This is a genomic window from Geminocystis sp. CENA526 (assembly GCF_050753365.1).
Classification (GTDB): domain Bacteria; phylum Cyanobacteriota; class Cyanobacteriia; order Cyanobacteriales; family Cyanobacteriaceae; genus Geminocystis.
In genome coordinates, this window is the sequence record NZ_JBLZFY010000059.1 from 1 (window position 1) to 26,239 (window position 26,239).

Here is a 26,239-nt window from a genome sequence, read left to right on the forward strand (position 1 = left end):
TTTTTGCCGTACGTTTGTGTCATCGGTTGAGGTGGTTAACCTATAGTTATTTTATCACGTCACTGGCGATTCATCCCACACTTGTTTTAATTATTTTTTTTACTCGAAAACAAAGTGTGGGGCTTCTCGCCGTTTAAGCTAATTAGAAAAAAATTTTTGCATTGGTACTGAGATTATGTCACAATCACCCTAGTCTTTAGAAATCACAGTTAAACGAGATTACTATGCAAATTTTATTTGTGGCGGCGGAGGCTGCACCTGTAGCTAAAGTTGGGGGGATGGGAGATGTTGTTGGTGCGTTACCTCAAATTTTACGCAAATTAGGTCACGATGTACGGATTATGATGCCTTATTATGGCTTTTTACCAGATAAGTTAGATGTTCCTAGTGAACCAATTTGGTGGGGTGATGCCATGTTTCAAAAATTTGCAGTGTATGAAACTGTTTTACCTGATACTGATGTGCCTTTGTACCTTTTTGGTCATCCTTGTTTTGGAGGGCGCAATGTTTATGGAGGGGATGACGAATATTGGCGTTTTACCTTTTTTTCTAATGGTGCGGCTGAATTTGCTTGGAATTATTGGAAACCTGATATTATTCACTGTCATGATTGGCATACGGGAATGATTCCTGTGTGGATGCACGAGTCTCCTGATATTAGTACTATTTTTACTATTCATAATTTAGCTTATCAAGGACCCGGACGGGAACTATTAGAACAAATGACGTGGTGTCCTTGGTATATGCAAGGAGACAATACCATGGCGGCGGCGATACAGTTTGCTAATTTAGTGAATACGGTATCTCCTACTTATGCCCAACAAATTCAAACAGAAGAATACGGCGAAAAATTACACGGTTTACTGTCTTGGTTGAGCGGTAAAATGCGCGGTATCGTTAATGGTATTGATATTGATAAATATAATCCAGCCACAGATAAGTTAATTCAGCAAAATTTTACCACTGAAACCCTTGATAAACGCCGTTTTAATAAAATTACCCTTCAGGAGGAGTCAGGTTTAGATGTTAACCGCAATGCTTTCTTAGTGGGTATGGTGACTCGTTTAGTAGAGCAAAAAGGTATTGATTTAATATTACAAACGATCGAGCGATTCTTGGCTTATACGGATGCTCAGTTAATTATACTCGGTACGGGCGATCGATTTTACGAAACCCAGTTATGGGAAATGTCTTCCCGTCATCGGGGGCGAATTTCTGTACAGTTATTACACAATGAAGCTATCTCTCGGCGGGTTTATAGCGGTATCGATGCTTTCTTAATGCCTTCTCGATTTGAGCCTTGTGGTATCAGTCAATTATTGGCTATGCGTTATGGTGCAATTCCCATTGTACGCAAAACGGGCGGTTTAGTGGATACGGTATCTTTCTTTGATCCTAGCACTGAATCGGGTACTGGTTATAGTTTCGATCGATATGAACCCTTAGACTTATATACTTGCATGATTCGAGCCTACGAAGGTTTCCGTTTTAAAAAAGAATGGCAAAAACTGCAAATTCGAGCAATGAATCAGGATTTCAGTTGGTATAAATCCGCTCTTGAATATCTGAAAATGTACGAAGAAGCGATTAATTAATGAGGAATGCAGAATGAAGAATGAAGAATGAAGAATGCAGAATGAGGAATTAAGGTGAGTTTTAGTCGTTAATTAATAACCCACCATGTAATAAATCGTGCAGCGTTGCGAGGCACGAAGCAATCTGAAGCAATCTCGAAACCTTATATTATTTAGAGTAAAGTCGGTTTTAATAACTATTAACTATTCACTATCAATTATTCACTATTCATTGATTAACTTAAGGAAGCATGACTACGATCGTAACTTACACGGAAACTAGCGTTAGGTTTGCCTTGGGTGGGATTCCAATATTCTGAAGGGTTAATATCCATACCGATTTCTTCGGCGGTGCGTCCTAACATGGATTGTTGACGATTTTTAATCATTTGATGATGACGCATCATTAATGCACGGGCTTGATTTTGGGTATTCATATATCTTTGTCTCCTAAAATTTTAAATTTTTTTTCATATATCCATATCTTAAACAAAATTCTGTATAAATTGCTACTAAAATCAGTTATTTTAATAAAACTTAATAAAAGAATTAACAATTAACGATTAACAATTAACAATTAAAAACTATTTCCTTTTCCCTCTGTGTTAATTACAAAATATTAAAAAAATAAGTAATTTTGATCTAATAATTGGGTTTTGCGTTACACTCTTAAAAACTTTAAAATGAAAAAGTGTTTACAAATCTTAATCAAATTCTTATTTTTTACCTATGATGATACCCTGCTTTACCTATGATTTTGATTCTCCCCATAATCGCATTTCTGAAGAAATGGTAGCCCAAGCTATTGCTAAAGTTGTTACATCTGCCCGTTATCAGGGCAAATCCTTAGAAGATTTAATTGCGGAAGTTTTACAAGATGATCCTATACTTGATCCTGTACAACGACAATGGTTAAGTAAAATTGTTACTCAGGCATGGAATATGAGTTCTCAGTTTACCATAGGTAATTGATCCTTTAGGGTATAATTATTCGAGTGATAGGGATTGTAAAATCCAATTTTTAGAGAAATCACTGTGAATAATAGACAACTTTTTCAACAAATAAGAATTTTAAACCCAGTTTCTGACATCGATCGAGTTAGTGATGTATTGTTAACTGAGGGTATCATTACAGACATTAGCGATAATATTATCTCTGATGATGAAGCAACAGAAATTATTGACGGCACGGGTTTAATTTTAGCACCTGCATTAGTGGATTTGTATAGTCGCAGTGGTGAACCGGGCTACGAAGAAAGGGAAACTTTAGCAAGTTTAAGTGAAGCCTCCCAAGCTGGAGGGTTTTCTCGTGTGGGAATTTTACCGAATACGAATCCTGTTATCGACAATCCTAGTATCGTGGCATGGATAAAACAAAAAACCTTTGATACTGAATTTTATATCTGGGGGGCGTTAACTCAAAATTTGCAGGGTGACGTTATGGCACAGTTGGCAGAATTAGCGGAGGCTGGTGTTATCGGTTTTACGGATAATCGCCCTCATAACAATTTACAATTGGTCAGAAAGTTATTAGAATACGCTCATCCTTTTAATTTACCTGTGGCTTTAGTGCCTACTAATATGTCATTAAGGGGTAATGGAGTTATGAGGGAAAGTCGTACATCTGTTCGTCTTGGGTTGGTAGGCAATCCCGAAATTGCGGAAACTATTGCTATTGCTTCTATTTTAGAATTGGTGTCTTTAACGAAAACTCCTGTTCATTTAATGCGCATCTCTACCGCACGAGGAGTACAATTAATTAAACAAGGGAAGGAAAATAATTTACCCATCACGGCAAGTGTGAATTGGCATCATCTGTTGTTGAATACGGAAATGATAGCTAGTTATAACCCTAATCTTAGGTTTGAGCCTCCTTTGGGTACTCAAATCGATCGAACTGCTTTAGTACAGGGTATAAAAGATAATATCATCGATTCGATCGTGGTGGATCATACTCCTTATACTTATGAAGAAAAAACCGTTGCTTTTGCTGATGCGCCCCAAGGTTCGATCGGTTTAGAATTAATATTGCCTTTATTGTGGCAAAATCTGGTTATCACGGGAGAATTATCGCCTTTGGAATTGTGGCGCAGTTTAAGTGTTAACCCCTTAAAGTGTTTAAATCAAGAACCAATTAAGTTACAAATAGGGCAACCTGCGGAATTAGTCTTATTTTCACCGCAACAATCATGGCAAGTCACACCATCTCAATTAAAATCTTTATCTTATAATACCTATTGGTTAGATAAACAAATAAAAGGCAAAGTTATTAACTCGACTTTGATGAAAAATATATCGATTAGGTAATTAGCAATTAGCAGAAATAGTGAAAAAAGAAATTAATTCTAAAGGAATAAGGATTTAATAAAATAGACAATTTATTTTAAGAGAGAGATTGCTTCAGGTTGCTTCGTTGCCTCGCAGTGACAATCTGACTCAACTAAATTATTTAATTTTCATTCCAAATTTTCAAGCTAACCTAACTCTAAAGTGGTGACTCCAAAAATTTTGTTAATTGCCACATTGGGAAAGGTTTTATTGTACATTCTAGCAGTTTCAAAAACTGGCAACATTTGATATTTTTCTACTATTTTTTGAGCCAATAAATTACTGCTAGGAATATCGATAAACACTTGACAATTATTTTTATGGATAGTTAAACCTTGATAAATTTGATCAGCAATTTCTAAATTATTTGCATATAAACTACCTATACGATAACCATTATCTGCGGGGCGAATTATACCATAACCTAATAATTCTTGATTTTTTATAAAACCTAAAGCCTCGCTTTTTTCTTGGGTAATCCAATTACTTAAAAATTTTTCTCTTGACGCAGGAAAACATTGATTATCATAAGTCATTAATTCTTGAAAATTAACCTTATTTAAGTCTATTAAATTGTTTGAAATATCATACTTTTTATTATCAACTTGACATTGATAACGAATATTGTTATAAGCGATTTTAAAGCTAAATTTCTGATAGTTTTCTTATTGAGCAACTACTCCATCTAAACCAATATTTCTTTCTTTTAAATGACTAAGGGCGTGTCTCCATAATTGTATCCCGTAACCTTTTCCTCTAAAATCTGATTTGACTATATAAAAACCTAAAAACCCAAAATATTCATCATAGGAAATAGCAGAAATACAACCGATCGATTCATTATTTAACTTACCAATAAAAAAGCCTTGTGAATCAGTATGATAAAAAGTTTTTAGGTCGTATTTACCCGGATTCCAACCTTCTTTTTTTGCCCAATTAATCATTAATTCTAATTCTGATTCATCTTCGATCTGATAATAAAATTATTGTTTGTCATTATTGTCATGGTTATTCTTCTAATTAATTTATTATTTAATTATTTCGGCATTTTTTATGGCGATTAAATTGTTATTTAGTATAGCAGTTGAAGAACAAAAAAAGCTAAATATTACTGACTTAAATAATATTCCTCAATGGACTCAGAAAAATGATTTTGATTTTCATAGTGTGGCACGTCGTCACGGCATGAATCACAGTACTTATTTTATGGAGTATGTTAACTCTGTTAGCAATCAGTTTCCTTCAGAATTAGCACAAATGCAGAATGATGAAGATTTAAAGAAAGTTATTGAGGCGGTAGAAGCCTTTAATCGTGGCGATAAATCTGTTAGTTGCTCATAATTATTCTTTAAAAAATATAACACCTATTAATCCTCGTTTATTTACGGGGATTTTTACTTTTCTTGTCAATTTTTAATAACGGTGCTGTCATACTTTCGTATAAATTAAACAGAAATTCAATGCGGTTTAATTCACTGGAAAAAGGTTGTTTTCTATAGCATAAATCCACTGCTTTGTCAAGGTTTTGATGGGCTTTTACTAAGTCATTAGGCATGGTTAATCGATCGTACAAATCCGCTAAACTACTATCAGGATAATTGTTTCTAATATCCAGTATTTTTTGAGCTAAATTTGCTACTTTTTCCCGTTGTTTTTCTGTCACATTTTCAGGGAAAGGATAGTTATTATAAACAATAGTATTAGAATAACGAAAACGACTTTCTAGCCTTCCACAGACATATTTAACCCATGTTGTATGAATTTCTGAGGTTAATATGCCAAATAAAAATAAATCTGCATTAGGTATAATTAAACAACTATCTCCTGCAATAAAATCTTGATTAAAAAAGCCAATAGGAATGTATTTTCTATTTTCAGAGGAGACACGAGGCAATAATAAATAATTAGTATTAGGTTGTCTAATTTCGCCAAAAAGAGTAGGAAAATTAGCTAATTTTTGTGTTGCTTCCCTTTTACTTTCTAATCTTAATTGTTGAACACTTTTAACTCTTTCATTAACATACTTTAATTGTTTTAATTCTTGAGGTTGAATATCTACTAACCAAAGACAATAACGTTTTTCATTACTAAGAAATTCTTTAGCACTTAAAAAAGGTTTAATATATTTTTCTGCCAGAGGTTCGACTTTCAATAATTCTTCTTTTTCCGTTTCAGTTAATAAAAAATTGCCTCCATCATTAGGCATATTGCCAAAGTTAATTTCAGGTACATTAGAAAGCGGTTTTTTGCGACTAGAAATAATTAAATCATTACCTTCGACTAAATAGGGATTGATATTGTTTACCTTAATTTCTGTAGCTTCACCCTTAATATTTTCGTAGGAAAAAAGACGTTTATTGTCGATATTTTCTAAACCAAAGCCAATAATAACACAATGGACTCCTGCATTATTTTTTGCTTCATTACTCCAAGAAAAAGTACGATGGGCGAAGTGAATTTTTATCTTATATTTAGTGTATAATTCCTCCCATAAAATGCCCACTTGTTCACCCTGAGAAATGGAATTTGTACTAACAAAAGCGCAACGAATTTTAGTATTTTGGATAAACTGAGAGGCTTTGAGATACCATGCACAAACATAATCTAAAACCCCTGCATTTTTCACCCCATTAAACACTAAATTCATGTCAGCTTTTTGCTGTGAATTTTGATAACTTTTGCCAACAAAAGGAGGATTACCTAAAATAAAATCTATGCCATTCTCCCCCTTTAGTAAGGAGGGTTGGGGGGGATTAATAATATTTTTCCAATCGATTTGTAAAGCATTACCATGAATAATAGTAGCGGATTTAAGGAGAGGTAAACGCACAAAATATTGACCAAATTTATTACTAACTTTAACATTCATTTGATGATCAATTAACCATAAAGCAACTTCTGCAATTCTCACAGCAAATTCATCGTATTCGATGCCAAAAAATCGATCGACATCAACTTTAATGAAGATATTTATATCAATAAATTGCTCTTGTTTATACAACGCTTTTAATACTTTTATTTCTAATTCTCTTAACTCTCGATAGGTGATAATTAGGAAGTTGCCACATCCACAGGCGGGATCAAGAAATTTTAAATTAGCGATTTTTTCGTGAAATTCTTTAAGTTTATTTTGATTGTTTTTTATTTTGTCAAATTCGGTGTATAAATCATCTAAAAATAGAGGTTTAATGACTTTAAATATATTTTTTTCAGAGGTATAATGAGCGCCTAAATTACGTCTTTGAGTGGGATTCATAACCCCTTGAAACATTGAACCAAAAATAGCAGGGGAGATTTTTCCCCAATCTAAGCTACAGGCTTTTAATAACATTTCTCGCATTTCACTATCAAAGGAAGCAGGAGGTAAAACTTCTTCAAATAATTTGCCATTAACGTAGGGAAATTGAGCTAAATTTTCGTCTAAATTTTTCAGTCTTTTATTTTCTGCTTGATTTAATACATGAAAAATAGAAGCAAGGTGCATGGCTAAATCGCTCCCGTCTTCTTTGGTGTGCAAATCGATATATTCTTGAAAAATTCCCTTGTTAAAAATATTAGTATCGTCTGCAAATAAACAAAATAATAGTCTTACTAAATAAACTTCCAATTCGTGTCCAGTATAACCGATTTTTTTGAGTCGATCGTGCAATTCTCCCATTAATTCGGCGGCTTGGATATTGACAGAATCGCCTTCTTGATATACTCTTTTTTCATACCCTGCAATAAAGTCAAATAAGTGAACATTATTAACAAAGTCTTTTAATTCAAATTCGTTGATTGTGTCATTATCTAAATCATATAAACGGAATTTTTGAAAGTCAGAAACGAGAATATATTTAGGCAATTCATACTCTTTTAATCCTTGAAAATAATCTAAGGCTTGTTGATAGGCTTTATCTAAATTTTTCCCTTTTGATTTATGCTCAATTAAAATAACTCCTTGCCAAAATAAATCGATAAAACCGTGTTGATTATTTAACTTTTTTACAGATTTTTCAAAGGTGGCAACCCGTCTTCGGGAGACTCCAAAAACATGAAAAAATCCATCCCAAAATGATTTTGCTTCAGCATTTTCTGAGGTTTCATTAGCCCATTCGTGGCTAAAATTGATCGATCGATTTTTGATTTCATTCCAACTTAAAGGCATAACTTGAGAAGGGTATTAAAAATAAAAACATCGGGCAAGGAGAAAATTTTATGTCAAATTTTCAAAGAAGATAAGAGATAAGCTAAGACGCATTTAACTTACATTTTCTATTAATTCTTGAAAATAACCAAAAGTCTTAACTCTTCCCTCTTCCCTCTTTCCTTTTCCCTCTTCCCTTTTAAAATAACAAATTCTCATAACTGATAACTGCTATATAGTAGAAATGAATATTTATAGTGAAGTGAAAAATATTATGAGTGAAGCGAAAAAAAATATCCGCATCGAAACCGACAGCATGGGTCAAATTGAGGTAGAATCCGATCGATACTGGGGCGCACAAACGCAACGATCGATACATTATTTTTCTATAGGGGAAGATAAAATGCCCTTAGAAGTGATAAAAGCCCTTGCCATAGTCAAAAAAGCCTCCGCTATCACTAATAACGAATTGGGAGTATTATCTACGGAAAAAACTCAACTAATAACCCAAGTCGCCGATGAAATTATCGCAGGAAAGTTAAATGATCATTTTCCTCTATACGTTTGGATGACAGGTAGCGGTACACAATCGAATATGAATGTTAATGAAGTCATCGCTAATCGTGCCATTGAAATAACAGGAGGGGAGTTGGGCAGTAAAAATCCGATTCACCCTAACGATGATGTCAATAAGTCACAATCTTCTAACGATGTCTTTCCTACTGCCATGAATATAGCAGTTTCGATCGCAATCCATGAGCGTTTAATCCCCAAGGTGACGAAATTAAGAGACGCTTTACAAGAAAAAGCTGAGACATGGAAAGAAATTATTAAAATTGGTAGAACTCATTTACAAGATGCTGTACCCTTGAGTTTAGGGCAGGAATTTTCAGGTTATGTCGGGATGTTAGACGATAATTTAACGAGAATCCATCAAGCCTTACCCCACATTTATCAATTAGCTTTAGGAGGCACAGCTTTAGGCACGGGTATAAATGCGCCCGTTGGTTTTCCCTTAAAATCTGCTGAATGTATCGCTCAATTAACGGGTTTACCCTTCATAACTGCACCGAATAAATTTACTGTCATGGGCGCTCACGATGCTATGGTGATGTTAAGTGGCACATTGAAAACCCTTGCTTGTTCATTGTATAAGATAGCTAACGATATTCGTTTATTGGCTTGTGGACCTAGAGCAGGATTTAATGAGTTACAATTACCAGAAAATGAACCCGGATCGTCTATAATGCCGGGTAAGGTAAACCCCACCCAGTGTGAAGCCTTAGCGATGGTGGCTGTGCAAGTTATGGGTTATGATACGGCGGTGAGTTTTGCAGGGGCTAGTGGTATCTTAGATATGAATGTTTATAAGCCCATGATGGTTTATAATGTTTTGCAATCTATCAAAATTTTAGGGGATAGCTGTAATAACTTTACGGATTTTACGGTTAAGGATATGACTCCTAATCTTCCTAGAATCAATGAATTAGTCAATCAATCTTTGATGTTAGTAACCGCCCTTAGCCCCAAAATTGGCTATGATAAAGCATCTAAAATCGCGCATCTTGCCCATAAAAAACACCTTACTCTCAAACAAGCTACCCTTGAGTTAGGTTATCTTTCCTCTGAGGAGTTCGATCGAGCTATCGACTTACGACAAATGGCTTACCCCCATGAATAGTGAATAGTTTATAGTGAATAGTGAATAGTGAATAGTGAATAGTTTATAGTGAGGAGTTTTTAATTGTTAATTGTTAATTGTTAATTCTTCATTCTTCATTCTGCATTCTTAATTCTTAATTCTTATTTATGAATCGTCGATCGTTTTTGTCGTTAGTTAGTAGTTTAGCCCTTGCTTCTATGGTGTCAGGTTGTGAAAGTCAATCTGATTTACAAATTGCTTTACTGCAAGGCTCACTTCCCATACAATTAATCGCATCGTTACAAAAACAGTATCAAAGTTTAGGTATCATTGATTTTAAACCTCAAATTTCCATCGAAGAAATATATAAAATATTACTTGAGTTGCCACAAGCAAAAGACAATACGTCATGGGATTTAATGACATTGGGGGATTATTGGTTAAAGGATGCTATTAAGAATAATTCGATCGAACCGTTAGAATTAGATAAATTGAGTAATTGGGGTAATATTCCCCCTCGTTTTCAACAGTTAATTATCAGAGATGAAGAAGGAAATTTGAGTGATAATGGCAAATTTTGGGGTGCGCCTTATCGTTGGGGTTATACCATGATTGCCTATCGTCAAGATAAATTTGAGGCTTTGGGGTGGCAACCAGAAGACTGGGAGGATTTATGGCGATCGAACCTTGAGCATCGTATATCATTATTAAATCAACCCAGAGAAATTATTGGCTTAATCTTAAAAAAATTGGGTTATTCTTACAATACGAAAAATATTAATTCGATTCCCCAAGTTGCCCAAGAATTTCAAACTCTACAGCAACAAGTGAAATTTTACGATTCTATCAACTATTTACAACCCCTAATTATGGGAGATACATGGTTGGCTGTGGGTTGGTCAACAGATATACTACCAATTATCAAAAATCATCGTAATATTAAGGGAATTATACCTCGATCGGGTACGGCATTATGGGCGGATGTATGGGTAAAACCGAAATCAACCCCTAATCAAGAAGAGAAATTAGAGAAAATATCGGAGTTAATTAACTTTTGTTGGCAAGAAACCTCCGCAAAACAAATTAACCTATTTACCAATGGAATGTCACCCTTAGAATTAAATGGAAAAAACAACCCCAAAATTCCTCAAATGTCACCAGAAATATTTGCTAAAAGTGATTTTCTTGAGCCTTTATCACCAGAAGAATTGAAACAATATCAAGCCATTTTAGAATTAAGAATTGAGAATTAATAATTAATAGTTGAAAACTCTCCACTATTCACTATCCTTATCAAAAGACTTTTTCAGCACCTCCTAAATAATTACGGCATAATGTTGTTCATTTTGTCGATCGTCATGGTATATTAAAATTATTGAGAACAATTCTTATTAAAATTTTTATATTATCTAAAAAAATAATCATGACAGATTCACTAATTCTTGAAGTAAAAGGGATAACAAAACAATTTACTGGGACTTCACTACCTGCCGTTAACCAAGTTAATTTTACTCTACAACAGGGGGAATTATTAGGATTATTAGGTCCTTCAGGATGCGGTAAAACTACCCTTTTAAGAATTATTGCAGGATTTGAAAAACCCCAACAAGGTTCGATCGAGCTAGGTGGACAAATAGTTACAGGAGAAGGACATTGGGTAGAACCCGAAAAGAGACATACAGGGATGGTATTTCAAGATTACGCCCTTTTTCCTCATTTAACCGTAGCCGAGAATATTGCCTTTGGCTTAAAAAGCAAAAAACCACGCCCCAACAATCAAGAGATTAACAAAAGAGTTGCGGAGGTTTTGCATTTAGTGGGCTTAACAGGATTAGAAAAACGTTATCCTCATGAATTATCAGGAGGGCAACAACAAAGAATCGCCTTAGCACGGGCTTTAGCACCCCAACCAGAGTTAATCTTATTAGATGAACCTTTGAGTAACCTAGATGTACAAGTAAGGGAAAGATTACGCCATGAAGTGAGAACAATTCTTAAAAGTACCAACACGGCGGCAATTTTCGTCACCCATGATCAAGAAGAAGCCATGGCGATCGCTGATAAAATAGGAGTTATGGCACAAGGGGAATTAGTGCAATTAGGCACACCTGAAGATATTTATAGTTGCCCAGAATGTAAATTTGTCGCCGAATTTGTCACCCAAGCCAACTTTTTACAAGCCACCAAAGAAGGCAATTTATGGTGTACAGAATTAGGGGAATGGTGTATTGATACTCCCGTAAATTTCGACAAAGGAGAATTAATGTTTCGTCAAGAAGATGTTATTTTAAAACCCGATGAAGAAGGGGTGACAGTGATTCAAGAGAGAGAATTTTTAGGGAGAGAATATCGTTATTGTTTACAAACTTTATCGGGAAAAAGACTTCACGCGCGCACGGATGTTAAAACACAGTTACCTGTTGGTACAAAAGTTAAACTCGATCTAGTTCCAAAAACAGTACAAATATTTCCTGCCGCCTAATATATGGGGTTGACATAAAGACAATTATGGAGATAAGACAGGAGGACAGGAAAAGATTAAACTATATTAATTCTTAATTCTTAATTTTGTCATTGCGAGGCACGAAGCAATCTCATTCTCATAACGTCATTGCGAAGGTGTGATTCTTTTCTGTCATTGCGAGGTACGAAGCAATCTCCCAATCGCTTTTGGTACAAATGGATAAAGACGTTTTTGTTGGGTTACGCTTTCACTAACCCAACCTACAAATTACTCATTATTTTTATTTTTGCGACATTTTTCGGAACAATATTTAACATCATCCCAACATTTTGACCATTTTTTACGCCATGTAAAAGATAGTCCACAAACAGGACATATTTTACTAGGAAAATCTGACTTTTTTCGTTGTTTTGCCATGCAAAAATCTTGTTAAAATATAGAGTTCAATTTATTGCAGGGTGGGCATTGCCCACCAACTACTATAGATAGTTTTAAAATCTAATCAAAATAGTTATTCTGCGTAACTTTTATGAACATTTCGACTCAGGTTGTCAAAATATATCTCATAATAAAGACTATCTAAGAATATTTAACCAAGTAGATTAGGGTAAAGCATTTTGACTAAACCAACTAATAAAGCTATGATTATGCCTCCGAAAACCCTGAAAGCAATTTTGTCTAGATTATCTAATCTTTTTTCGATGTTTTTTTGTCCTTCTTTTATGGTAGCTATCTCAACTTTAACATCAGTAAACTCCTCAAATACCTTTTCAAATTTAGAATTAATTTGCTCAAACTTAGAGTTAATTTGCTCGAATTGACGATCGATTTGCTCAAACTTAGAATTAATTTGCTGAAATTGACGATCGACTTGTTCAAATTTGGAGTTAATTAAATCCTTTAATTCTTTTAAATTGTTATCTGTTACAGTACTCATGGTAAAATCCTCATTAAGTTGATAAATATTTGATTAGGAGTGATTGCCCGTTACTCCTAATTTAATTTTAGTTTACATTATAAACCGAGTGCCTATTCGGTAATTCGATCGAACAAATGGTTAATATCTTTAACAGGAAAAATATTAATATCTAATTTTTTAGCAACTTTTTCCACTGTTAAATCATCTAAAAATTTTTGTTCATCATGCTTAAGCATAACTGAGGGTAATAAAACATTTTTTGCTAAGTTTTTATCCCTTAAATGATATAACAAATCTTCCCCTGTTAATAACCCCGTCACAGTTATTTCTTGCCCCCAATATCGACTATTTAAAGCCACTAAATTAACTTGTAAATTATCCACCTGATTAAGACGATTAACAAGGGGTAAAAAAGCCTTTTCCACTGCATTCCCTACAATCCATGTAAATTGTTTTGGAGTGGATATTTTAGAAGGCAATTTTTCCTGTGCAATAGTCTGAAATTCTTTGATAAATTGACGAATTGAGCCGACACCGTTGCCAATTTGCGGATAGTCTTCATAATGAGACTCAGGGGGTAATTCTTCTTTCCCTATCAAAAACCATTCATCCGCTAACCATGCAAAAGTTGAACCACATTTCTTTTTAAATTCAATCTGTAATTCTTGTACTTGTTTAATCACTTCCCTCGCCTTTTCGGGAGTCACGGGGATTAATTCATCTTTGTCGGGTCTAAATTTCGTTAACCCTACAGGTACGATCGCTGCACTAATGACGGCTGGAATATCCCCTTTATGAAAGGAGAATAAATCTAAAAGAGTTGTTTCGAGGTGCTTTCCATCATTAATATTAGGACAAACTACCACTTGAGCGTGAATTTGTAAACGTTTTTCTTCAAACCATGCTAACTGTTGTTTTATTTCTCCTGCACGATGATTTTTCAACAAACGACTCCTAATTTCTGCTTCCGTAGCATGAACAGAAACATATAAAGGTGATAACCGCATTTGCTCAATTCTTGTCCATTCTTTAGCCGTTAAATTTGTTAAAGTCAAATAGCTACCATAGAGAAAACTAAGCCTATAATCATCATCTTTGAGGTAAAGTGTATCTCTTTTGCCGTCAGGTTGTTGATCAATAAAACAAAAAGGACATTTATTATTACACTGAATTAAACCATCAAAAAGTGCGGTTTCAAACTCTAAACCTAAGTCTTCATCGTATTCTTTTTCTATCTCTAAAAAATGTTTTTTTCCTCTTTTATCTATTACTTCTAATTCTAAATATTCATCCGCACAAAAAAATTGATAGTCAATTAAGTCTCTTGGTTGTAAGCCATTAATAGTTTCGATCGAATCCCCCACCTCAAAACCCATTTCGGCAGCGATCGAATCTGGTATAATGCGACTAATACGAGCAGGTTTCATATTTTCAATAATGAATCAATTAGTGATTAATTCTCTATTTTAGATTGTTTTTGCCATTGGAATTTGAGCAATTATTAAGTTGCACTTGGTGCTACGAACTCTATATTTAGCGCTATTCGGTAGAGTCAATCGCTCTCAATTATATTATGCTAAACTGTCAGGAAAAGAAATTTATTATATTTTTAGTCGGGTGGGCATTTCCCACCAATTTCAAATTTTATACTCAAAATCTGACAAGCCTTTATATCCTTGTGGGTTAATTTAATTTAAAATAGTCATTAGTAAAATACAAAAATTCTTTGGCTTTTTCTATTTCTAATTCAGCTTGAGAAATGTCAATCATATTAATTTCACCATAGTCTCCTAAATGTCTTAAATCCTGAGCTTTTTTGAGATATTCATGATACTTTCTCGGTATTAAATTAGTTTTAGCAAACTCCCTCCCAAAAGCTGAAATTACAGCAGAATGTTTAGAAAAACTCATATTTTGATCTGCTAAAAAAGCGGAAGCTAAATAAAACATAGTGTAATAAGCCCTTGCTATGGCAAAATCAGGATAACCACCTTCTAATAATAATTGTGATGCTTTTAAACTTTGTTCAGCCTTAATTATGAAATTATCCCTTTCTTTATTCATAAAATAATACCCTCTTTTCTTATATTCTTAATAAGAGGTTTATTTCCTTCTTTAAATTGTAATTCAGACAGATAAAAACAATTAATTAAAGCATCAAATTCTAAACATAACTCACTAATAAAATAACTATTTCTATTAATCTCATCTACAGGGTTAACTTCTCCCTTTAACACTACTAAAATATCAATATCTGAATCAGGTTGAGCATCTCCCCTCGCCTGTGAACCAAATAAAATTAATTGGCTTAATCGATCAAGATAAATTTCTTTAAAGTCTCTTTTTAAACGTTTAGTAATTATCTCAATTTTCTGTTTATTTATTAATAACATAACTTACTTTTGAGTGTTTAAATTATTATTTTTCTCTTAAATTCGGTCAGCTTCGCTGTGCCTTCGGCATCGAACCTCTTAATTTTAATATAACTCCAAACAATGAAGGATCGGATTTTCAGATAATTCTTTAATTACTTCTATGCTATAACGTAGAATAAACTCAACCTTATTTGTGGTAGTATTTCCACATCTTAACCAAATTACTTTTGGAGGTGAACCGTAGAGACGACTTTTTTCAGCAAAATCAGCATCTTGTGTCACAATTATAAAACCTGACAATTTTGCTAATTCCCAAATTTCATTATCATTTGCAGATGTCATCTCTAAAAATTGAACATGGGTAGAGTTAGGGAAAATATCAGCCAGTCTTCCGACTAATTTTCTACTCAAATTTTGATCAAAAAGTAATCTCACTTTTTACCCTACCATTGATACTAAACGATGTTCTCGATCGGCTGCAAAAGCTAAACAAGCCTTAATATCCTCTTGGGTTAACTCAGGAAAATCATCGATAATTTCCTCTATCGTCATTCCCTCTGCTAACCAACCTAAAACATCATAAACAGTTATACGCATATTGCGGATACAAGGTTTTCCTCCTCGTTTACCAGCTTCGATCGTGATAATATCTCTATAACTCATAATTTCATTTCTCCCATAAATTACTACCATTTTAGTTTAATTAAGGAATATTTCCTTGATTTAGCCAATTAATAGCTAAATAGGGATGAATAATATTAATATTATGATTTGGCGAATGATAAATTCCATGTTTTTGGGGAATAATAATTTCTACATCTTTATTGAGAAAATCTTGAAAATTAGCTGTAATTAACATATCAGCTTTTCCTGCTAAAGCCGTTTCTAAAACCAGTTGATCTTCAATGTCATCGATCGCAATCACCCCTGTACCTCCCAGTGTTAGTTGAGGAGCATAATTGGCGATCGCATTCACATAAAAAGAAGCATCCTTCGCTAGAGGAGTTAATCTTAATAGTACCTTTTCCAAACGATTTAACATTCCCCAAGAAATAACTAACTCTATTTTTCCTGAAGCATATTTACCACAACGAACAAAATTTACTATGCTTTGACAAGCAGAATTTTTATTTCCTTTAATATCTGCTAATAGCGCAGCACACCAAATATTAAGATCAAGACATAATCGTAAAGGTTTACACATCACGAGTTAATTCAATGGAGGCTAATAAAATATCATCTTCTGTTTCTAAAGTATTTAACCAGTTTCGATCGATATTTTGACTGATTTTTTCCTCCGCTAGTTTATATTGATGATCTAACAATACTCTGGTAATATCTTGAGCAATTTCTTGCCATTGTGTTTTTGATGCAGTATTACTTAGTTGTAATAAAACTGACCAAGCATTTGGAGGTAACATAGAACCCAACTTAATGGAAGCACTAGCAATTTGAGATAGCGATCGATTTTCCAGTTTAGAGACAGAAGTTATACGCTCTGCCGTTTCCAGATCAACGTGAGCCGAAAGTGTTTTACCTGCCATGTTTCTATTGTTTTTATAAGTTCTATAGAAATTATAGCTTTTAATCTCTAATTTTATTTTTTATGTTGAGATTCGATCGAACCTAGAAACAGAAATATATGAATTTTTCTTTAAGTAATCTTAATTAAACTCAGAGAAAATATATGGTATTTTGAATTTAAGGTTGTTGATCAACAACGAAGAAACTAAAATGAAGAAAAAACATCCTCATAAAAAAATCAGAGAGATAATTGAATATGCCCAACAAAAAGGATGGATAATTAAAGAATCTATAGTGAGGAAAATAGAGATGAATTACTATAATTTTAGTTTAATTTTTGATTTCGATACAGAAATAGATATTGAAATGTATTTAGATCCGTTATATGAAGCAGGATGCGGAGATGCTATCGTCGGCATGGGGCAGAGGGGATCGATCGTACTAGATTTTATGAGAGAATCAGAATCAGCTTATCAAGCCGTTTATAGTGCCATTCAACAAGTAAAATCGGTTATTCCCACCGCCATTTTAATACAAGTTTCCCCTGATTTAGTGGGAGTACTAGAATTATCAGAAATTTTGGAATGTAGTAAACAAAATATTCAAAAATACACGAATAAAGATACATTTCCTAACCCATTTTTTAAAAGCCATCAGGCTATTTGGCACTTAGATGAGGTGTTAGAATGGTTTTGGATTAAAAATGAAAAAAAAGTTGATTTTAAATTATTAGAAATAGCCAAATTATCCCGAAATATTAATCTCACCTTAGAAACAAAAAAAGCTAATGATCAAATTTTAAAACAAGCTCAAGAATTGGTAGCAATTTAATCCTTTTTAATGTTTCAGTGTTTAAATTATTGTTTTTCTCTTAAATTCGATCGAACTCCTCTAATTCTTGATTTGCATAAGTATTAGAATTGCTAAAACCTTTTTTAAAAGTAGTCATATGTCAAGTTATAGCAATAATTATTTGATGAAGATTAATTTTGCGATAATTCCTAATAACGCAGTAAATGTAACCGCTATTAGGGTATTTAAACGAGTGTCTATACCGTCTATCCTTTTTGTTAAACTGGTTTCGATCGTATCTAGTCTTTTATTTATAGCAGTTTGACCTTCTTTTAAGGTAGCTATATCTACCTTCATATCATTTAATTTCTCGTTAATTTGCTCATTTTGGGTAATTATTCGATTACTAAGCTGTGTGATTAACTCTTTGACTTCTTTCAAGTCGTTTTCCGTTACTGTACTCATGTTAAAATTCCTTTAGTTTTCTAAATATTCAAGAGTATCGCTACTTTTTTTAGTTTTATTGTAATGTAAAAGTTAAAAATATAAGTTCGATCGAACCCTTAAAAATTGACTTAATCTAATTCTGGGTTTTCCATTTCGATCGCTCCTTCCCCCAACTCCTAATAAATAATTAAAAAAGCCCATCCTTGTAGGGGCTTAATACTATTAAGCCCAAAATCCTTTATAATTAATTGACAACAGCAGTTGTAAGCCAACTTTTTGTTTTAGAACTCCAAACCACCATAAATTTACTTTGAGAAATAGGACATAAAGCGATCGTTTCTCCGTAATTATTACAAAACTCTATCTCATAAACTCCATCTTCATAATCTTCAATAATCGCGCCTTGTTCACCTTTTTTAAGATTTCGTTCTGGTATATCGGTTAATAACTCAATAACATTAAATAATTTAAGTTTGCTCATGACACAATTGGCAATTGTATTTTTATAGTAGGAAAGAAAATAATGGTTGTAATTTATGCAATAGTAATGCTAATTATAATGTTGATGGACATAATTATAATTTTGATGGAAATAGGATTAAGTGGTTTCTTGGCTATAGTGGGTTTTGCTTTTGCTATTTTTGTATTATTGTATTTAATTTACCTGTTCGGTTGGAAAAGAATAAGGAATATTTTTATTTATTTATGGATTTTTACTATATTAACTGCCATTTTGCTTTTCCTATTAGAAGAATTGAAAATAGCATTAATTATTAGTATTACTATTAATACTTTTATTATATTTCTAAGATCAGTTTTCTTCAAAATTAATCAAACAAAAATAATTAGACGTGTTATTCAAGAGGGAGATTTGAATGATTTTAAAAGGTTAATGAATCAATTTAATTGTCTTATCAATTTTTCTCGGAATACCACCTATACTTATTTAAACAAAGTTAATAATATTGAAAAAATTAATATTGTTTGTGATCGATGTTTTCATACAAGAGATGACTTACTTATTAAATTAATTATTGAAAAAAATTGGATTGCTACTGAACCAGCCCAAGTTAAAATTTATACTATTCTCAAAACTAACCAATTGAATTTAATAGATACAATAAATAGTTACGCATTAAACTATTTATTGGAATTTTTACAAGATCAAGACTCAGAAATTGCAGATAATAGTTTTAAAGTTTTAGTTTCAAATAATTTAATGAATCAAGAAAATATAAATTATCTGTGTAAACAATGGATTAAAGATAAAGATAAAAGATTAGAAAAAATTATTATTAAGCAAAAATATATAGCTAGTTATTCTTTAAAAGCAAAAATATTAACCGCTTTTAAAACACAACAATTATCATTAATTAAAAATGAAGGTGAAGAAGGGGTAAAAATTTTATTAGAACTTTTAACAGATAAAGATCCAATTATTGCTAATAATAGTCTTAAAGTTTTAAATAATTTAACCAATCAAGTAGGAATTAATTATTTGTGTAAACAATGGGTAAAAAATAGAGAACAAAAATTAGAAAAAATTATTATCAATCAAAACTATTTTGCGACTTATCCTTTAGATGTGAAAATATTAACGGCATTAAAAACAGGACAAATAAAGCTATTATCAAACTTGAATTTAGAAGAAACAATTATACTGATAAACACATTTAGTGATACAGATACTATTATTGCTAATAATGCAAAAAAAATGGGGGATGTTTTACAAGATCCTAGCTGTAAATCTCTGATATATTTTATAGCTGAACAATGGAAGCGATACGAGCTAATTGATTTTGACCAAAATCTCCTTCAAAATGTTTTCTTTCATGCAGATTCTTCTTTACGAAAAAAGATAACAGAAAAAATTAAAATATCAGGCAGAAGTGATTGGTTACAGGTTATTTTTGCTGAAAGAAAAAGGAATAATATTGAATTAATGACAGACTATGATTGGCAAGTAACCGTTGAACTTTTGAGCAAAACCAATAATGATCTCGAAAAATGGAAATTAGCCCAACAAGCACCACCTTTTTATAGTCAACAATTATTAAAACAAATTCACTCCCTTGATTTTATTAAAGGAGAAAAATCCATTGAACAACATTTGTTTCATTTAGGGAAAAAAGTAATTCCTAATCTCTCAGATAAAATCTGTTGGCTCAATGATAATTCAGAAACTGTTACTATCTCAGGTCATACTGAGGAGATTACGAGTCTAGTAATGAATAGGGAAGGCACTCTCTTAGGTTCTGCTAGTGACGATAAAACTATAAAATTATGGGAGTTACCTTCAGGGCGACTACTTCATAACATTATTGATCATACTGATTCGATTAATCATCTAGTAATGAATAGGGAAGGTACTCTTTTAGCTTCTGCTAGTAAAGATAAAACTATGAAATTATGGGAGCTACCTTCGGGAAGATTACTTAACACTCTTAGGGATCATACTGGTAATATTAGTAGTTTAGTGATGAATGGGAAAGGTACTCTTTTAGCTTCTGCTAGTAAAGATAAAACTATAAAATTATGGGAGCTACCTTCGGGAAGATTACTTAACACTCTTAGGGATCATACTGGTAATATTAGTAGTTTAGTGATGAATGGGGGGACTCTCTTAGTTTTGGGTACTAGAAAAAAAACTATCAGATTATTGGAGTTACCTTCTGGTAGATTACTAAACAGTCTCACTGGTCATACTAATTGGATCACGAATGTTGTAATAAACAAGGAGGGAACTCTCTTGGCTTCGGGTAGTAGAGACAATACAATAAAGTTATGGAGACTATCTTCCCCATCTGGTTTAGATGATTTAGATATTTTAGATGATTTGCAACTATTTAAAATTATCGATCATTATGATTGGATTCAATACACTTTAAAAAGAAAAGATCTCTTGGAAAATCAACGTAATTGGCTTGAGTTTATGTTGGCTTTAGTCGATAACTATCGTGGTTTTGACATTGACATTGAAGATGCCCCCATTATTACGGAGGCAGGAGAGTTCGACATTGAAATCGAGGATTAATCTTCTTTTAAATATTCTGTCATTGCGAGGCACGAAGCAATCTCCTCAATCTTTATTTTTTTACCAATGTATAAATTTTAATTAGATAGAATAATAGATACCTAACAAGAAAATATAGCATACCTAAATATACAAAAATGTTTAAAAAATATCCCCCCAAAGAGATAAAAACCGAAGCCGAAAACGAAGAAGCCTTAGCAGATTTTTTTGGAGTTGATGCAGAATTATTTATTTAAACCAATTTATTTTTAATAAAAACTTTTTATAATTACAGTTAAAACTATGTCACATTTTACCCGTTTAAAAACGAAAATAGTTGAAAAAGAATACCTTAAACAAGCCTTAATAGACTTAGGTTATAAATATCAAGAAGGCAACGTGCAAGTTAACGGTTATAGCGGAAATCGCACCAATGCAGAATTAAAAATCTTCACCAGTAATCCCAACTATGATATTGGCTTTCAAAAACAGGGAGATAATTACGAAATCGTAGCTGATTGGTGGGGAATTAGGGATATACAACAAGCCCAATTTGTAAAAACCCTTAACCAAAAATATGCCTATCATGCCACTAAAGCTAAATTAGAAGAGCAAGGATTTTCATTAGTTAGTGAGGAAGTAGAAGAAGGAAATCAAATCCATTTAGTGTTAAGAAGAATGGCTTAAAATCATTGTTAATTAAACAAATAATTACCAAAAAATAAGATTATGGACTTACAAGAAATAGATATTTTTATCGATGATAATGGAGAAGTAAAATTAGAAATCAGGGGAGTAAAAGGACAAAAATGTCTCGACTTAACCCAAGACTTAGAAGCAATTTTAGGCGGTGAAATTATCAGCCGAGAAATGACACCCGAAGCAGGGGAAATGGTACAAGAAATCAAAAATCAGGAGTTTAATTGGAGTTAAAAGCTAAATTTTATTTATGTTTTTCCCACCGTAAAACAGGCATCTTGCCTGTGTCTTTAAGAGATACTTTAGTTATCTTCCGAAAAGGTATCAGTTTCTAAATAATAATCATATAATTCATCATTTAATTTCACATTAAATTTATTTTGTAAATAATCAAATTGCTCTTTATTTTCTATTAAATAACAATCATACATAGGATTACTACTATCAACTTTAAATAGTTTTTGCAATTCTTCAAGACTAACATTATTTAACAGTGTTTCTCCTACTAAATTTTCTCCTTTTTTTTCAAACGATCGCAACAATCTTTTAATCATTATAATAACTTTAAATATCTAAGCAGAAAGGACTAAATCAGGATGTAATAACATTAGCTGTGGAATTTATTACACAGCGAGATTAGGATTCAAAACCATTATCCCAACGTGTAATGAATTACACGTCTAATAGATACCGTTCAATAAATTGAACTCAATTTCTACAAAAAATATCATGATTTTTAATAATCATATTTAATTAATTAATATCTAAAAATTTGGAAATTTCTTCCCCTTTTAAAGTGATAATTTTACCATCCTGATAAATACTAATCGCTTCATCTAATTTTCGATGTTTATTAATAGCTTCTTGAACAGCTAATTTAACACCTCGATCGATTGTTTGAAACAACGGATTTAAGTCTCTTTTACTCATTATAATCACCTTTAATTTTAAACCATAAATAAAGATTATCGATAATTAATTCCCTCTCAAAATAAGTTGCAACTAACTCAATATTTTCCTGAGAATTATTATAAATCAACCAATTATCACATAAGGGTAAATATAACTTAAATAAATTACTTAAACCCCTTTGATAACGGCGAATAATGACATCTTCGGGGATATTATGCCCACCACTTTCAACCCTTCTTTTCACCCGACTAATTGCCAATTCTGGACACTGTAACCAAAAATAAAGTAAATTTATCCTATAACCCATTTGCCGACATTTTCTCAAAAAACGAGCATAATGACGAGATGACAAGGTAGTCTCGAAGGCAAAATCTTTTCTTTGACTCGTTAGCAAATCCAATCTCTGTAACATTATTTTACCAGCTTGAATCGCTACCGATTCAGGATTAAAAGGAGAAATACCTTTTGCTATTTCATCGGCGTTAACAAATTCCATAATTTGCAAAAACTGTGGTAAAATTGTCATCGCACAGGTAGTTTTACCTGAACCATTCGCCCCACTGATAATATAAATATCGGGCATTTATCCTCATCTATAAAACCAACTTTATCCCATTATAATCTTATGAGTTTTCAGCAAGAATTAGACACCTATCTTCGATCGAGATTTACCTTGATAATTCTTGTTACTCAGGAAGAAGAAAGAGCAATACAAACCATTAAACAAGTATGTAATCAAAATCAACGCCCCTGTATTAGTTGGGATGTCGCCGATGGATTTATTTCCTTGACTAACGATAAAGCCTCCCTTCCCACTGCAAAAGATGCCTTAACCGCCCTCGAACAAATTGAAAAAGCTAGTACAGAAGCTCTGTTTACTCTCAAGGATTTTCATGATTGTTGGAAAAATGACACCATTAAACGCAAGTTACGCAGTGTCGCTCAAAGATTGAAGATGACGAAAAAATCGATGTTGGTGACATCTCCCCTTAACACCATTCCTCCAGAATTAAAGGATGAAGCGGTAATAGTAGAGTTTCCTTTACCCAAAGAAAAAGAGTTAGAAGGGGTTTTAAATACTTTGGCAAAAACTCCGGGGGTGAAAGTGAATCTTACCCCGTTAGGAAAAGAAAAACTCATTCAAGCCTCCCTCGGTTTAACCACAGCCCAAGCACAACGGGTATTTGCCAAGGCGATCGTATCCAATGGTAGATTAGATGATAGGGATATAAATATCGTTACTGAGGAGAAAAAGCAGATTATTCGAGAATCCCAAGCCTTAGAATTTTATGCTGTGCATGAGACTCCTAATGATGTGGGAGGGTTAGAAATTTTGAAACAGTGGCTAAGGTTGAGGGAAAGGGCATTTAGTCAGGAGGCGAGGGATTATGGATTACCTGCACCGAAAGGCATCGCTTTAATAGGTATCCCCGGCACGGGTAAAAGTTTAACGGCGAAGATGATAGGAGGGTTATGGCGTTTACCTTTGCTTAAATTAGATATTGGAGCATTATTTAGTTCATTGGTAGGACAATCTGAAGAACGGACTCGCCAAGCCTTACAATTAGCGGAAACCGTTGCCCCTTGTGTGTTGTGGATTGATGAAATGGAAAAAGCCTTTGCTTCTGGAGGATTAGACGGCGGTACAAGTACGAGGGTTTTTGGTACGATTTTAACGTGGATGCAGGAAAAAACCGCACCTTGTTTTGTGGTTGCCACCGCTAATAATATCAGTCAGTTACCGCCAGAGTTGTTAAGAAAAGGGCGTTTTGATGAGATATTTTTCTTAGATTTACCCACCAAAGCGGAAAGGGAAGAAATTTTAGGGGTACATTTAACGAAAAGAAATCGTTTTCCCCAAGATTTTGATATTAAAACCTTGAGTGGTATTTGTGAAGGTTATGTAGGTGCAGAAATTGAACAAGCTATCATTGATGCGATGTATTTGGGTTTTAACCAAAATCGAGAGTTTAATAATCAGGATGTGGCAAAGGCGCTGAAAAATCAAGTACCTTTATCAGTATCCCAAAAAGAGACGATCGAACTGTTAAGAAATTGGTTAAAAGAAGGTAGGGCGCAATCAGCATCTTTTGAGGAAGTCAGACAAGCAGAATTGGAGTTTGTGTCTCTACAATTGGATATAAGGCAAAAGTGAGATTTATAGCAATCATGTTTGACTCGAAATTATTGATAATGATGACACAAAGATTTTAGAATGTAGAATTAACATCCCAATTTTTTCACTTCTCATTTCTTATCCCCCTGTTTAGGATTACTTAGATTTCAAGGGATCGATATAATTGAGTAAATATATCTATCATCTCTATTCAATTTTAAAATTTAATGCAAACTCTCCCTATTAATCAAATATCCTCAGACTATCAAAAAATTGTTTTAAAACCTTTACCTTACCAACGTCCGTTACTAATGATTGGTCATGGTACAAGAGATGAGCAAGGTCGTCAAGTATTTATGGATTTTGTTCACACCTATCAAGAATTAGATCGATCGCGCCCCGTAATACCTTGTTTTCTGGAGTTGACACAACCCAACATCATGGAAGGGGTAGAATACTGCGTTAAGGAAGGATATACCGATATTTCTGCTTTACCAATACTCCTATTCGCCGCTCGTCATAATAAGTTTGATGTCACCAATGAACTCGATCGAACTCGTCTCAAGTATCCTCAACTACAGTTCCATTATGGGCGACACTTTGGCATTACCCCTAGTATCATCAACTTATGGCAAAATCGTCTTGCACAGCTCGATCAATCAGAACACAATCCCGATCATATTTCTAGGGAAGATACTGTGCTATTATTTGTGGGTAGAGGTTCAAGTGATCCTGATGCTAACGGGGATGTGTATAAATTAGCCCGTATTTTATGGGAAGGAAGTGGATATAAGACTGTGGAAATTTGCTTTATCGGCATCAGTCATCCTCGCCTCGAAGAAGGTTTCCGCCGTGCCTTACTATATCAACCAAAACGAATTATTGTGCTTCCTTATTTCCTCTTTATGGGGGCTTTAATGAAGAAAATATATACAATTTCAGAAGAACATCAAGAAAAATATCCTGATGTGAATATCACTTGTTTACCAGAAATGGGAATACAACCAGAATTATTAGAGTTAATTAGGGAAAGGGAGATAGAAACGCAACTCGGAGAAGTTAAAATGAATTGTGAAATGTGCAAATTCCGTCTTAATGCTTTAGCCAATGATGATCACCACCATCATCATGATCATAATAATCATCATAACCATCATCATGATCATAATCACGGACATCACCATCACCATGATAACAGCGATCCTTTAATAGATTCGATCGCCTATCATGAAAGAATCTGGCAAACACCCTAAGAATTAACAATTAACAATTAACAATTAACAATTAACAATTAACAATTAACAATTA

General features: G+C 33.3%; 31 protein-coding genes. 13 read left to right on the top strand and 18 right to left on the bottom strand.

All coding sequences use genetic code 11. From position 1 onward, the window contains the following. Nucleotides 1-224 precede the first annotated feature (224 nt). On the top strand, nucleotides 225-1,595 hold the full coding sequence (gene glgA / locus ACN4EE_RS14735; protein WP_431707214.1) for a glycogen synthase GlgA: 1,371 nt from the start codon (nucleotides 225-227) through the stop codon (nucleotides 1,593-1,595). Nucleotides 1,596-1,810: 215 nt separating this feature from the next. Here glgA and gifA read toward each other — a convergent pair whose 3' ends face one another. Then, nucleotides 1,811-2,011 carry a glutamine synthetase inactivation factor IF7A gene (gene gifA, locus ACN4EE_RS14740; RefSeq protein WP_431707215.1) on the bottom strand — a complete coding sequence of 67 codons (201 nt, stop codon included), beginning with the start codon at nucleotides 2,009-2,011 and terminating at the stop codon, nucleotides 1,811-1,813. Between the two features lie 292 nt (nucleotides 2,012-2,303). Between gifA and ACN4EE_RS14745 the strand changes: the two genes are divergently transcribed. Together ACN4EE_RS14745 and ACN4EE_RS14750 are read left to right on the top strand one after the other, a co-directional pair. Further along, nucleotides 2,304-2,546 carry a hypothetical protein gene (locus tag ACN4EE_RS14745; RefSeq protein WP_431707216.1) on the top strand — a complete coding sequence of 81 codons (243 nt, stop codon included), beginning with the start codon at nucleotides 2,304-2,306 and terminating at the stop codon, nucleotides 2,544-2,546. A gap of 57 nt (nucleotides 2,547-2,603) precedes the next feature. Next, nucleotides 2,604-3,881, top strand: coding sequence for a dihydroorotase (locus tag ACN4EE_RS14750; protein ID WP_431707249.1), 1,278 nt, complete (start codon nucleotides 2,604-2,606; stop codon nucleotides 3,879-3,881). Nucleotides 3,882-4,048: 167 nt separating this feature from the next. On the opposite strand, the gene ACN4EE_RS14755 is transcribed toward ACN4EE_RS14750, so the two are convergent. Further along, nucleotides 4,049-4,438 carry a GNAT family N-acetyltransferase gene (locus tag ACN4EE_RS14755; protein WP_431707217.1) on the bottom strand — a complete coding sequence of 130 codons (390 nt, stop codon included), beginning with the start codon at nucleotides 4,436-4,438 and terminating at the stop codon, nucleotides 4,049-4,051. Between the two features lie 129 nt (nucleotides 4,439-4,567). Next, nucleotides 4,568-4,846, bottom strand: a complete 279-nt coding sequence (locus ACN4EE_RS14760) for a GNAT family N-acetyltransferase (RefSeq protein WP_431707218.1) — start codon at nucleotides 4,844-4,846, stop codon at nucleotides 4,568-4,570. Between the two features lie 109 nt (nucleotides 4,847-4,955). On the opposite strand from ACN4EE_RS14760, the gene ACN4EE_RS14765 reads away from it, so the two are divergent. Then, nucleotides 4,956-5,243 (top strand): cupin domain-containing protein, encoded by a 288-nt coding sequence (locus tag ACN4EE_RS14765; RefSeq protein ID WP_431707219.1) that lies wholly within the window; start codon nucleotides 4,956-4,958, stop codon nucleotides 5,241-5,243. A gap of 37 nt (nucleotides 5,244-5,280) precedes the next feature. On the opposite strand, the gene ACN4EE_RS14770 is transcribed toward ACN4EE_RS14765, so the two are convergent. Then, the gene (locus ACN4EE_RS14770; protein ID WP_431707220.1) at nucleotides 5,281-8,049 is read right to left on the bottom strand and encodes a class I SAM-dependent DNA methyltransferase; all 2,769 of its coding nucleotides are present in this window, start codon (nucleotides 8,047-8,049) and stop codon (nucleotides 5,281-5,283) included. 223 nt (nucleotides 8,050-8,272) lie between these two features. On the opposite strand from ACN4EE_RS14770, the gene fumC reads away from it, so the two are divergent. The 3 genes from fumC to ACN4EE_RS14785 all read left to right on the top strand — a co-directional run bounded on the left by fumC (nucleotide 8,273) and on the right by ACN4EE_RS14785 (nucleotide 12,152). Then, nucleotides 8,273-9,709, top strand: coding sequence for a class II fumarate hydratase (gene fumC / locus ACN4EE_RS14775; RefSeq protein WP_431707222.1), 1,437 nt, complete (start codon nucleotides 8,273-8,275; stop codon nucleotides 9,707-9,709). A 128-nt stretch (nucleotides 9,710-9,837) separates the two neighbouring features. Then, nucleotides 9,838-10,923, top strand: coding sequence for an extracellular solute-binding protein (locus tag ACN4EE_RS14780; protein ID WP_431707223.1), 1,086 nt, complete (start codon nucleotides 9,838-9,840; stop codon nucleotides 10,921-10,923). Between the two features lie 170 nt (nucleotides 10,924-11,093). Then, nucleotides 11,094-12,152 (top strand): ABC transporter ATP-binding protein, encoded by a 1,059-nt coding sequence (locus ACN4EE_RS14785; RefSeq protein ID WP_431707224.1) that lies wholly within the window; start codon nucleotides 11,094-11,096, stop codon nucleotides 12,150-12,152. A gap of 249 nt (nucleotides 12,153-12,401) precedes the next feature. Here the strand turns inward: ACN4EE_RS14785 and ACN4EE_RS14790 are convergent, their stop codons facing one another. From ACN4EE_RS14790 to ACN4EE_RS14830, 9 genes are all read right to left on the bottom strand, one after another. Continuing rightward, on the bottom strand, nucleotides 12,402-12,551 hold the full coding sequence (locus tag ACN4EE_RS14790; protein ID WP_431707225.1) for a DUF2256 domain-containing protein: 150 nt from the start codon (nucleotides 12,549-12,551) through the stop codon (nucleotides 12,402-12,404). A 172-nt stretch (nucleotides 12,552-12,723) separates the two neighbouring features. After that, entirely contained in the window at nucleotides 12,724-13,071 is a 348-nt protein-coding gene (locus tag ACN4EE_RS14795) for a hypothetical protein (protein WP_431707227.1), read from the bottom strand. Between the two features lie 92 nt (nucleotides 13,072-13,163). Next, nucleotides 13,164-14,480 (bottom strand): TIGR03279 family radical SAM protein, encoded by a 1,317-nt coding sequence (locus ACN4EE_RS14800; protein WP_431707228.1) that lies wholly within the window; start codon nucleotides 14,478-14,480, stop codon nucleotides 13,164-13,166. A 256-nt stretch (nucleotides 14,481-14,736) separates the two neighbouring features. Next, nucleotides 14,737-15,117, bottom strand: a complete 381-nt coding sequence (locus ACN4EE_RS14805; protein ID WP_431707230.1) for a HEPN domain-containing protein — start codon at nucleotides 15,115-15,117, stop codon at nucleotides 14,737-14,739. Continuing rightward, on the bottom strand, nucleotides 15,114-15,446 hold the full coding sequence (locus ACN4EE_RS14810; protein ID WP_431707232.1) for a nucleotidyltransferase domain-containing protein: 333 nt from the start codon (nucleotides 15,444-15,446) through the stop codon (nucleotides 15,114-15,116). The genes ACN4EE_RS14805 and ACN4EE_RS14810 overlap by 4 nt, the downstream gene beginning before the upstream one ends. Nucleotides 15,447-15,530: 84 nt before the next feature. Further along, nucleotides 15,531-15,863 carry a DUF5615 family PIN-like protein gene (locus ACN4EE_RS14815; RefSeq protein ID WP_431707233.1) on the bottom strand — a complete coding sequence of 111 codons (333 nt, stop codon included), beginning with the start codon at nucleotides 15,861-15,863 and terminating at the stop codon, nucleotides 15,531-15,533. A gap of 3 nt (nucleotides 15,864-15,866) precedes the next feature. Next, nucleotides 15,867-16,091 carry a DUF433 domain-containing protein gene (locus ACN4EE_RS14820; RefSeq protein WP_431707235.1) on the bottom strand — a complete coding sequence of 75 codons (225 nt, stop codon included), beginning with the start codon at nucleotides 16,089-16,091 and terminating at the stop codon, nucleotides 15,867-15,869. A gap of 40 nt (nucleotides 16,092-16,131) precedes the next feature. Continuing rightward, nucleotides 16,132-16,632, bottom strand: coding sequence for a PIN domain-containing protein (locus ACN4EE_RS14825; RefSeq protein ID WP_431707236.1), 501 nt, complete (start codon nucleotides 16,630-16,632; stop codon nucleotides 16,132-16,134). Then, nucleotides 16,625-16,972: a hypothetical protein gene (locus ACN4EE_RS14830; protein ID WP_431707237.1), complete on the bottom strand. Its 348-nt coding sequence runs from the start codon at nucleotides 16,970-16,972 to the stop codon at nucleotides 16,625-16,627. The genes ACN4EE_RS14825 and ACN4EE_RS14830 overlap by 8 nt, the downstream gene beginning before the upstream one ends. A gap of 190 nt (nucleotides 16,973-17,162) precedes the next feature. On the opposite strand from ACN4EE_RS14830, the gene ACN4EE_RS14835 reads away from it, so the two are divergent. Beyond that, on the top strand, nucleotides 17,163-17,783 hold the full coding sequence (locus ACN4EE_RS14835) for a DNA-binding protein (RefSeq protein WP_431707238.1): 621 nt from the start codon (nucleotides 17,163-17,165) through the stop codon (nucleotides 17,781-17,783). A gap of 138 nt (nucleotides 17,784-17,921) precedes the next feature. On the opposite strand, the gene ACN4EE_RS14840 is transcribed toward ACN4EE_RS14835, so the two are convergent. Both ACN4EE_RS14840 and ACN4EE_RS14845 read right to left on the bottom strand, forming a co-directional pair. Next, the gene (locus ACN4EE_RS14840; protein WP_431707239.1) at nucleotides 17,922-18,209 is read right to left on the bottom strand and encodes a hypothetical protein; all 288 of its coding nucleotides are present in this window, start codon (nucleotides 18,207-18,209) and stop codon (nucleotides 17,922-17,924) included. Nucleotides 18,210-18,435: 226 nt separating this feature from the next. Next, entirely contained in the window at nucleotides 18,436-18,672 is a 237-nt protein-coding gene (locus tag ACN4EE_RS14845; RefSeq protein ID WP_431707240.1) for a DUF4926 domain-containing protein, read from the bottom strand. 84 nt (nucleotides 18,673-18,756) lie between these two features. Between ACN4EE_RS14845 and ACN4EE_RS14850 the strand changes: the two genes are divergently transcribed. From ACN4EE_RS14850 to ACN4EE_RS14860, 3 genes are all read left to right on the top strand, one after another. Next, nucleotides 18,757-21,225: a WD40 repeat domain-containing protein gene (locus tag ACN4EE_RS14850; RefSeq protein WP_431707241.1), complete on the top strand. Its 2,469-nt coding sequence runs from the start codon at nucleotides 18,757-18,759 to the stop codon at nucleotides 21,223-21,225. 282 nt (nucleotides 21,226-21,507) lie between these two features. Beyond that, a complete protein-coding gene (locus tag ACN4EE_RS14855) occupies nucleotides 21,508-21,891 on the top strand; it encodes a DUF1257 domain-containing protein (protein WP_431707242.1) in 384 nt (127 codons plus the stop codon). A gap of 42 nt (nucleotides 21,892-21,933) precedes the next feature. Then, nucleotides 21,934-22,137 carry a DUF2997 domain-containing protein gene (locus ACN4EE_RS14860; protein WP_431707243.1) on the top strand — a complete coding sequence of 68 codons (204 nt, stop codon included), beginning with the start codon at nucleotides 21,934-21,936 and terminating at the stop codon, nucleotides 22,135-22,137. 68 nt (nucleotides 22,138-22,205) lie between these two features. Here the strand turns inward: ACN4EE_RS14860 and ACN4EE_RS14865 are convergent, their stop codons facing one another. From ACN4EE_RS14865 to ACN4EE_RS14875, 3 genes are all read right to left on the bottom strand, one after another. Next, nucleotides 22,206-22,457 (bottom strand): DUF7683 domain-containing protein, encoded by a 252-nt coding sequence (locus ACN4EE_RS14865; protein WP_431707244.1) that lies wholly within the window; start codon nucleotides 22,455-22,457, stop codon nucleotides 22,206-22,208. Between the two features lie 199 nt (nucleotides 22,458-22,656). Next, on the bottom strand, nucleotides 22,657-22,833 hold the full coding sequence (locus ACN4EE_RS14870; RefSeq protein WP_431707245.1) for a hypothetical protein: 177 nt from the start codon (nucleotides 22,831-22,833) through the stop codon (nucleotides 22,657-22,659). Continuing rightward, nucleotides 22,826-23,398 carry a zeta toxin family protein gene (locus ACN4EE_RS14875; RefSeq protein ID WP_431707246.1) on the bottom strand — a complete coding sequence of 191 codons (573 nt, stop codon included), beginning with the start codon at nucleotides 23,396-23,398 and terminating at the stop codon, nucleotides 22,826-22,828. Before ACN4EE_RS14875 ends, ACN4EE_RS14870 begins: the two co-directional genes overlap by 8 nt. A gap of 42 nt (nucleotides 23,399-23,440) precedes the next feature. On the opposite strand from ACN4EE_RS14875, the gene ACN4EE_RS14880 reads away from it, so the two are divergent. Both ACN4EE_RS14880 and ACN4EE_RS14885 read left to right on the top strand, forming a co-directional pair. Further along, on the top strand, nucleotides 23,441-24,970 hold the full coding sequence (locus tag ACN4EE_RS14880) for an AAA family ATPase (protein WP_431707247.1): 1,530 nt from the start codon (nucleotides 23,441-23,443) through the stop codon (nucleotides 24,968-24,970). Nucleotides 24,971-25,158: 188 nt separating this feature from the next. Beyond that, the gene (locus ACN4EE_RS14885; protein WP_431707248.1) at nucleotides 25,159-26,184 is read left to right on the top strand and encodes a sirohydrochlorin chelatase; all 1,026 of its coding nucleotides are present in this window, start codon (nucleotides 25,159-25,161) and stop codon (nucleotides 26,182-26,184) included. Nucleotides 26,185-26,239 lie beyond the last annotated feature (55 nt).

What these genes read in the sequence shown, in the direction of transcription:
- ACN4EE_RS14855 (WP_431707242.1), top strand. Translation starts at nt 21,508, where the DNA reads ATGTCACATTTTACCCGTTTAAAAACGAAAATAGTTGAAAAAGAATAC.
- gifA (WP_431707215.1), bottom strand. Translation starts at nt 2,011, where the DNA reads ATGAATACCCAAAATCAAGCCCGTGCATTAATGATGCGTCATCATCAA.
- ACN4EE_RS14870 (WP_431707245.1), bottom strand. Translation starts at nt 22,833, where the DNA reads ATGAGTAAAAGAGACTTAAATCCGTTGTTTCAAACAATCGATCGAGGT.
- fumC (WP_431707222.1), top strand. Translation starts at nt 8,273, where the DNA reads ATGAATATTTATAGTGAAGTGAAAAATATTATGAGTGAAGCGAAAAAA.
- ACN4EE_RS14780 (WP_431707223.1), top strand. Translation starts at nt 9,838, where the DNA reads ATGAATCGTCGATCGTTTTTGTCGTTAGTTAGTAGTTTAGCCCTTGCT.
- ACN4EE_RS14790 (WP_431707225.1), bottom strand. Translation starts at nt 12,551, where the DNA reads ATGGCAAAACAACGAAAAAAGTCAGATTTTCCTAGTAAAATATGTCCT.
- ACN4EE_RS14850 (WP_431707241.1), top strand. Translation starts at nt 18,757, where the DNA reads ATGGACATAATTATAATTTTGATGGAAATAGGATTAAGTGGTTTCTTG.
- ACN4EE_RS14770 (WP_431707220.1), bottom strand. Translation starts at nt 8,049, where the DNA reads ATGCCTTTAAGTTGGAATGAAATCAAAAATCGATCGATCAATTTTAGC.
- ACN4EE_RS14820 (WP_431707235.1), bottom strand. Translation starts at nt 16,091, where the DNA reads ATGAGTTATAGAGATATTATCACGATCGAAGCTGGTAAACGAGGAGGA.
- ACN4EE_RS14880 (WP_431707247.1), top strand. Translation starts at nt 23,441, where the DNA reads ATGAGTTTTCAGCAAGAATTAGACACCTATCTTCGATCGAGATTTACC.
- ACN4EE_RS14840 (WP_431707239.1), bottom strand. Translation starts at nt 18,209, where the DNA reads ATGAGTACAGTAACGGAAAACGACTTGAAAGAAGTCAAAGAGTTAATC.
- ACN4EE_RS14800 (WP_431707228.1), bottom strand. Translation starts at nt 14,480, where the DNA reads ATGAAACCTGCTCGTATTAGTCGCATTATACCAGATTCGATCGCTGCC.
- ACN4EE_RS14860 (WP_431707243.1), top strand. Translation starts at nt 21,934, where the DNA reads ATGGACTTACAAGAAATAGATATTTTTATCGATGATAATGGAGAAGTA.
- ACN4EE_RS14795 (WP_431707227.1), bottom strand. Translation starts at nt 13,071, where the DNA reads ATGAGTACTGTAACAGATAACAATTTAAAAGAATTAAAGGATTTAATT.
- ACN4EE_RS14885 (WP_431707248.1), top strand. Translation starts at nt 25,159, where the DNA reads ATGCAAACTCTCCCTATTAATCAAATATCCTCAGACTATCAAAAAATT.
- ACN4EE_RS14785 (WP_431707224.1), top strand. Translation starts at nt 11,094, where the DNA reads ATGACAGATTCACTAATTCTTGAAGTAAAAGGGATAACAAAACAATTT.
- ACN4EE_RS14805 (WP_431707230.1), bottom strand. Translation starts at nt 15,117, where the DNA reads ATGAATAAAGAAAGGGATAATTTCATAATTAAGGCTGAACAAAGTTTA.
- ACN4EE_RS14745 (WP_431707216.1), top strand. Translation starts at nt 2,304, where the DNA reads ATGATGATACCCTGCTTTACCTATGATTTTGATTCTCCCCATAATCGC.
- ACN4EE_RS14845 (WP_431707240.1), bottom strand. Translation starts at nt 18,672, where the DNA reads ATGAGCAAACTTAAATTATTTAATGTTATTGAGTTATTAACCGATATA.
- ACN4EE_RS14875 (WP_431707246.1), bottom strand. Translation starts at nt 23,398, where the DNA reads ATGCCCGATATTTATATTATCAGTGGGGCGAATGGTTCAGGTAAAACT.
- ACN4EE_RS14825 (WP_431707236.1), bottom strand. Translation starts at nt 16,632, where the DNA reads ATGTGTAAACCTTTACGATTATGTCTTGATCTTAATATTTGGTGTGCT.
- ACN4EE_RS14830 (WP_431707237.1), bottom strand. Translation starts at nt 16,972, where the DNA reads ATGGCAGGTAAAACACTTTCGGCTCACGTTGATCTGGAAACGGCAGAG.
- ACN4EE_RS14835 (WP_431707238.1), top strand. Translation starts at nt 17,163, where the DNA reads ATGAAGAAAAAACATCCTCATAAAAAAATCAGAGAGATAATTGAATAT.
- glgA (WP_431707214.1), top strand. Translation starts at nt 225, where the DNA reads ATGCAAATTTTATTTGTGGCGGCGGAGGCTGCACCTGTAGCTAAAGTT.
- ACN4EE_RS14865 (WP_431707244.1), bottom strand. Translation starts at nt 22,457, where the DNA reads ATGATTAAAAGATTGTTGCGATCGTTTGAAAAAAAAGGAGAAAATTTA.
- ACN4EE_RS14810 (WP_431707232.1), bottom strand. Translation starts at nt 15,446, where the DNA reads ATGTTATTAATAAATAAACAGAAAATTGAGATAATTACTAAACGTTTA.
- ACN4EE_RS14755 (WP_431707217.1), bottom strand. Translation starts at nt 4,438, where the DNA reads ATGACTTATGATAATCAATGTTTTCCTGCGTCAAGAGAAAAATTTTTA.
- ACN4EE_RS14765 (WP_431707219.1), top strand. Translation starts at nt 4,956, where the DNA reads ATGGCGATTAAATTGTTATTTAGTATAGCAGTTGAAGAACAAAAAAAG.
- ACN4EE_RS14760 (WP_431707218.1), bottom strand. Translation starts at nt 4,846, where the DNA reads ATGATTAATTGGGCAAAAAAAGAAGGTTGGAATCCGGGTAAATACGAC.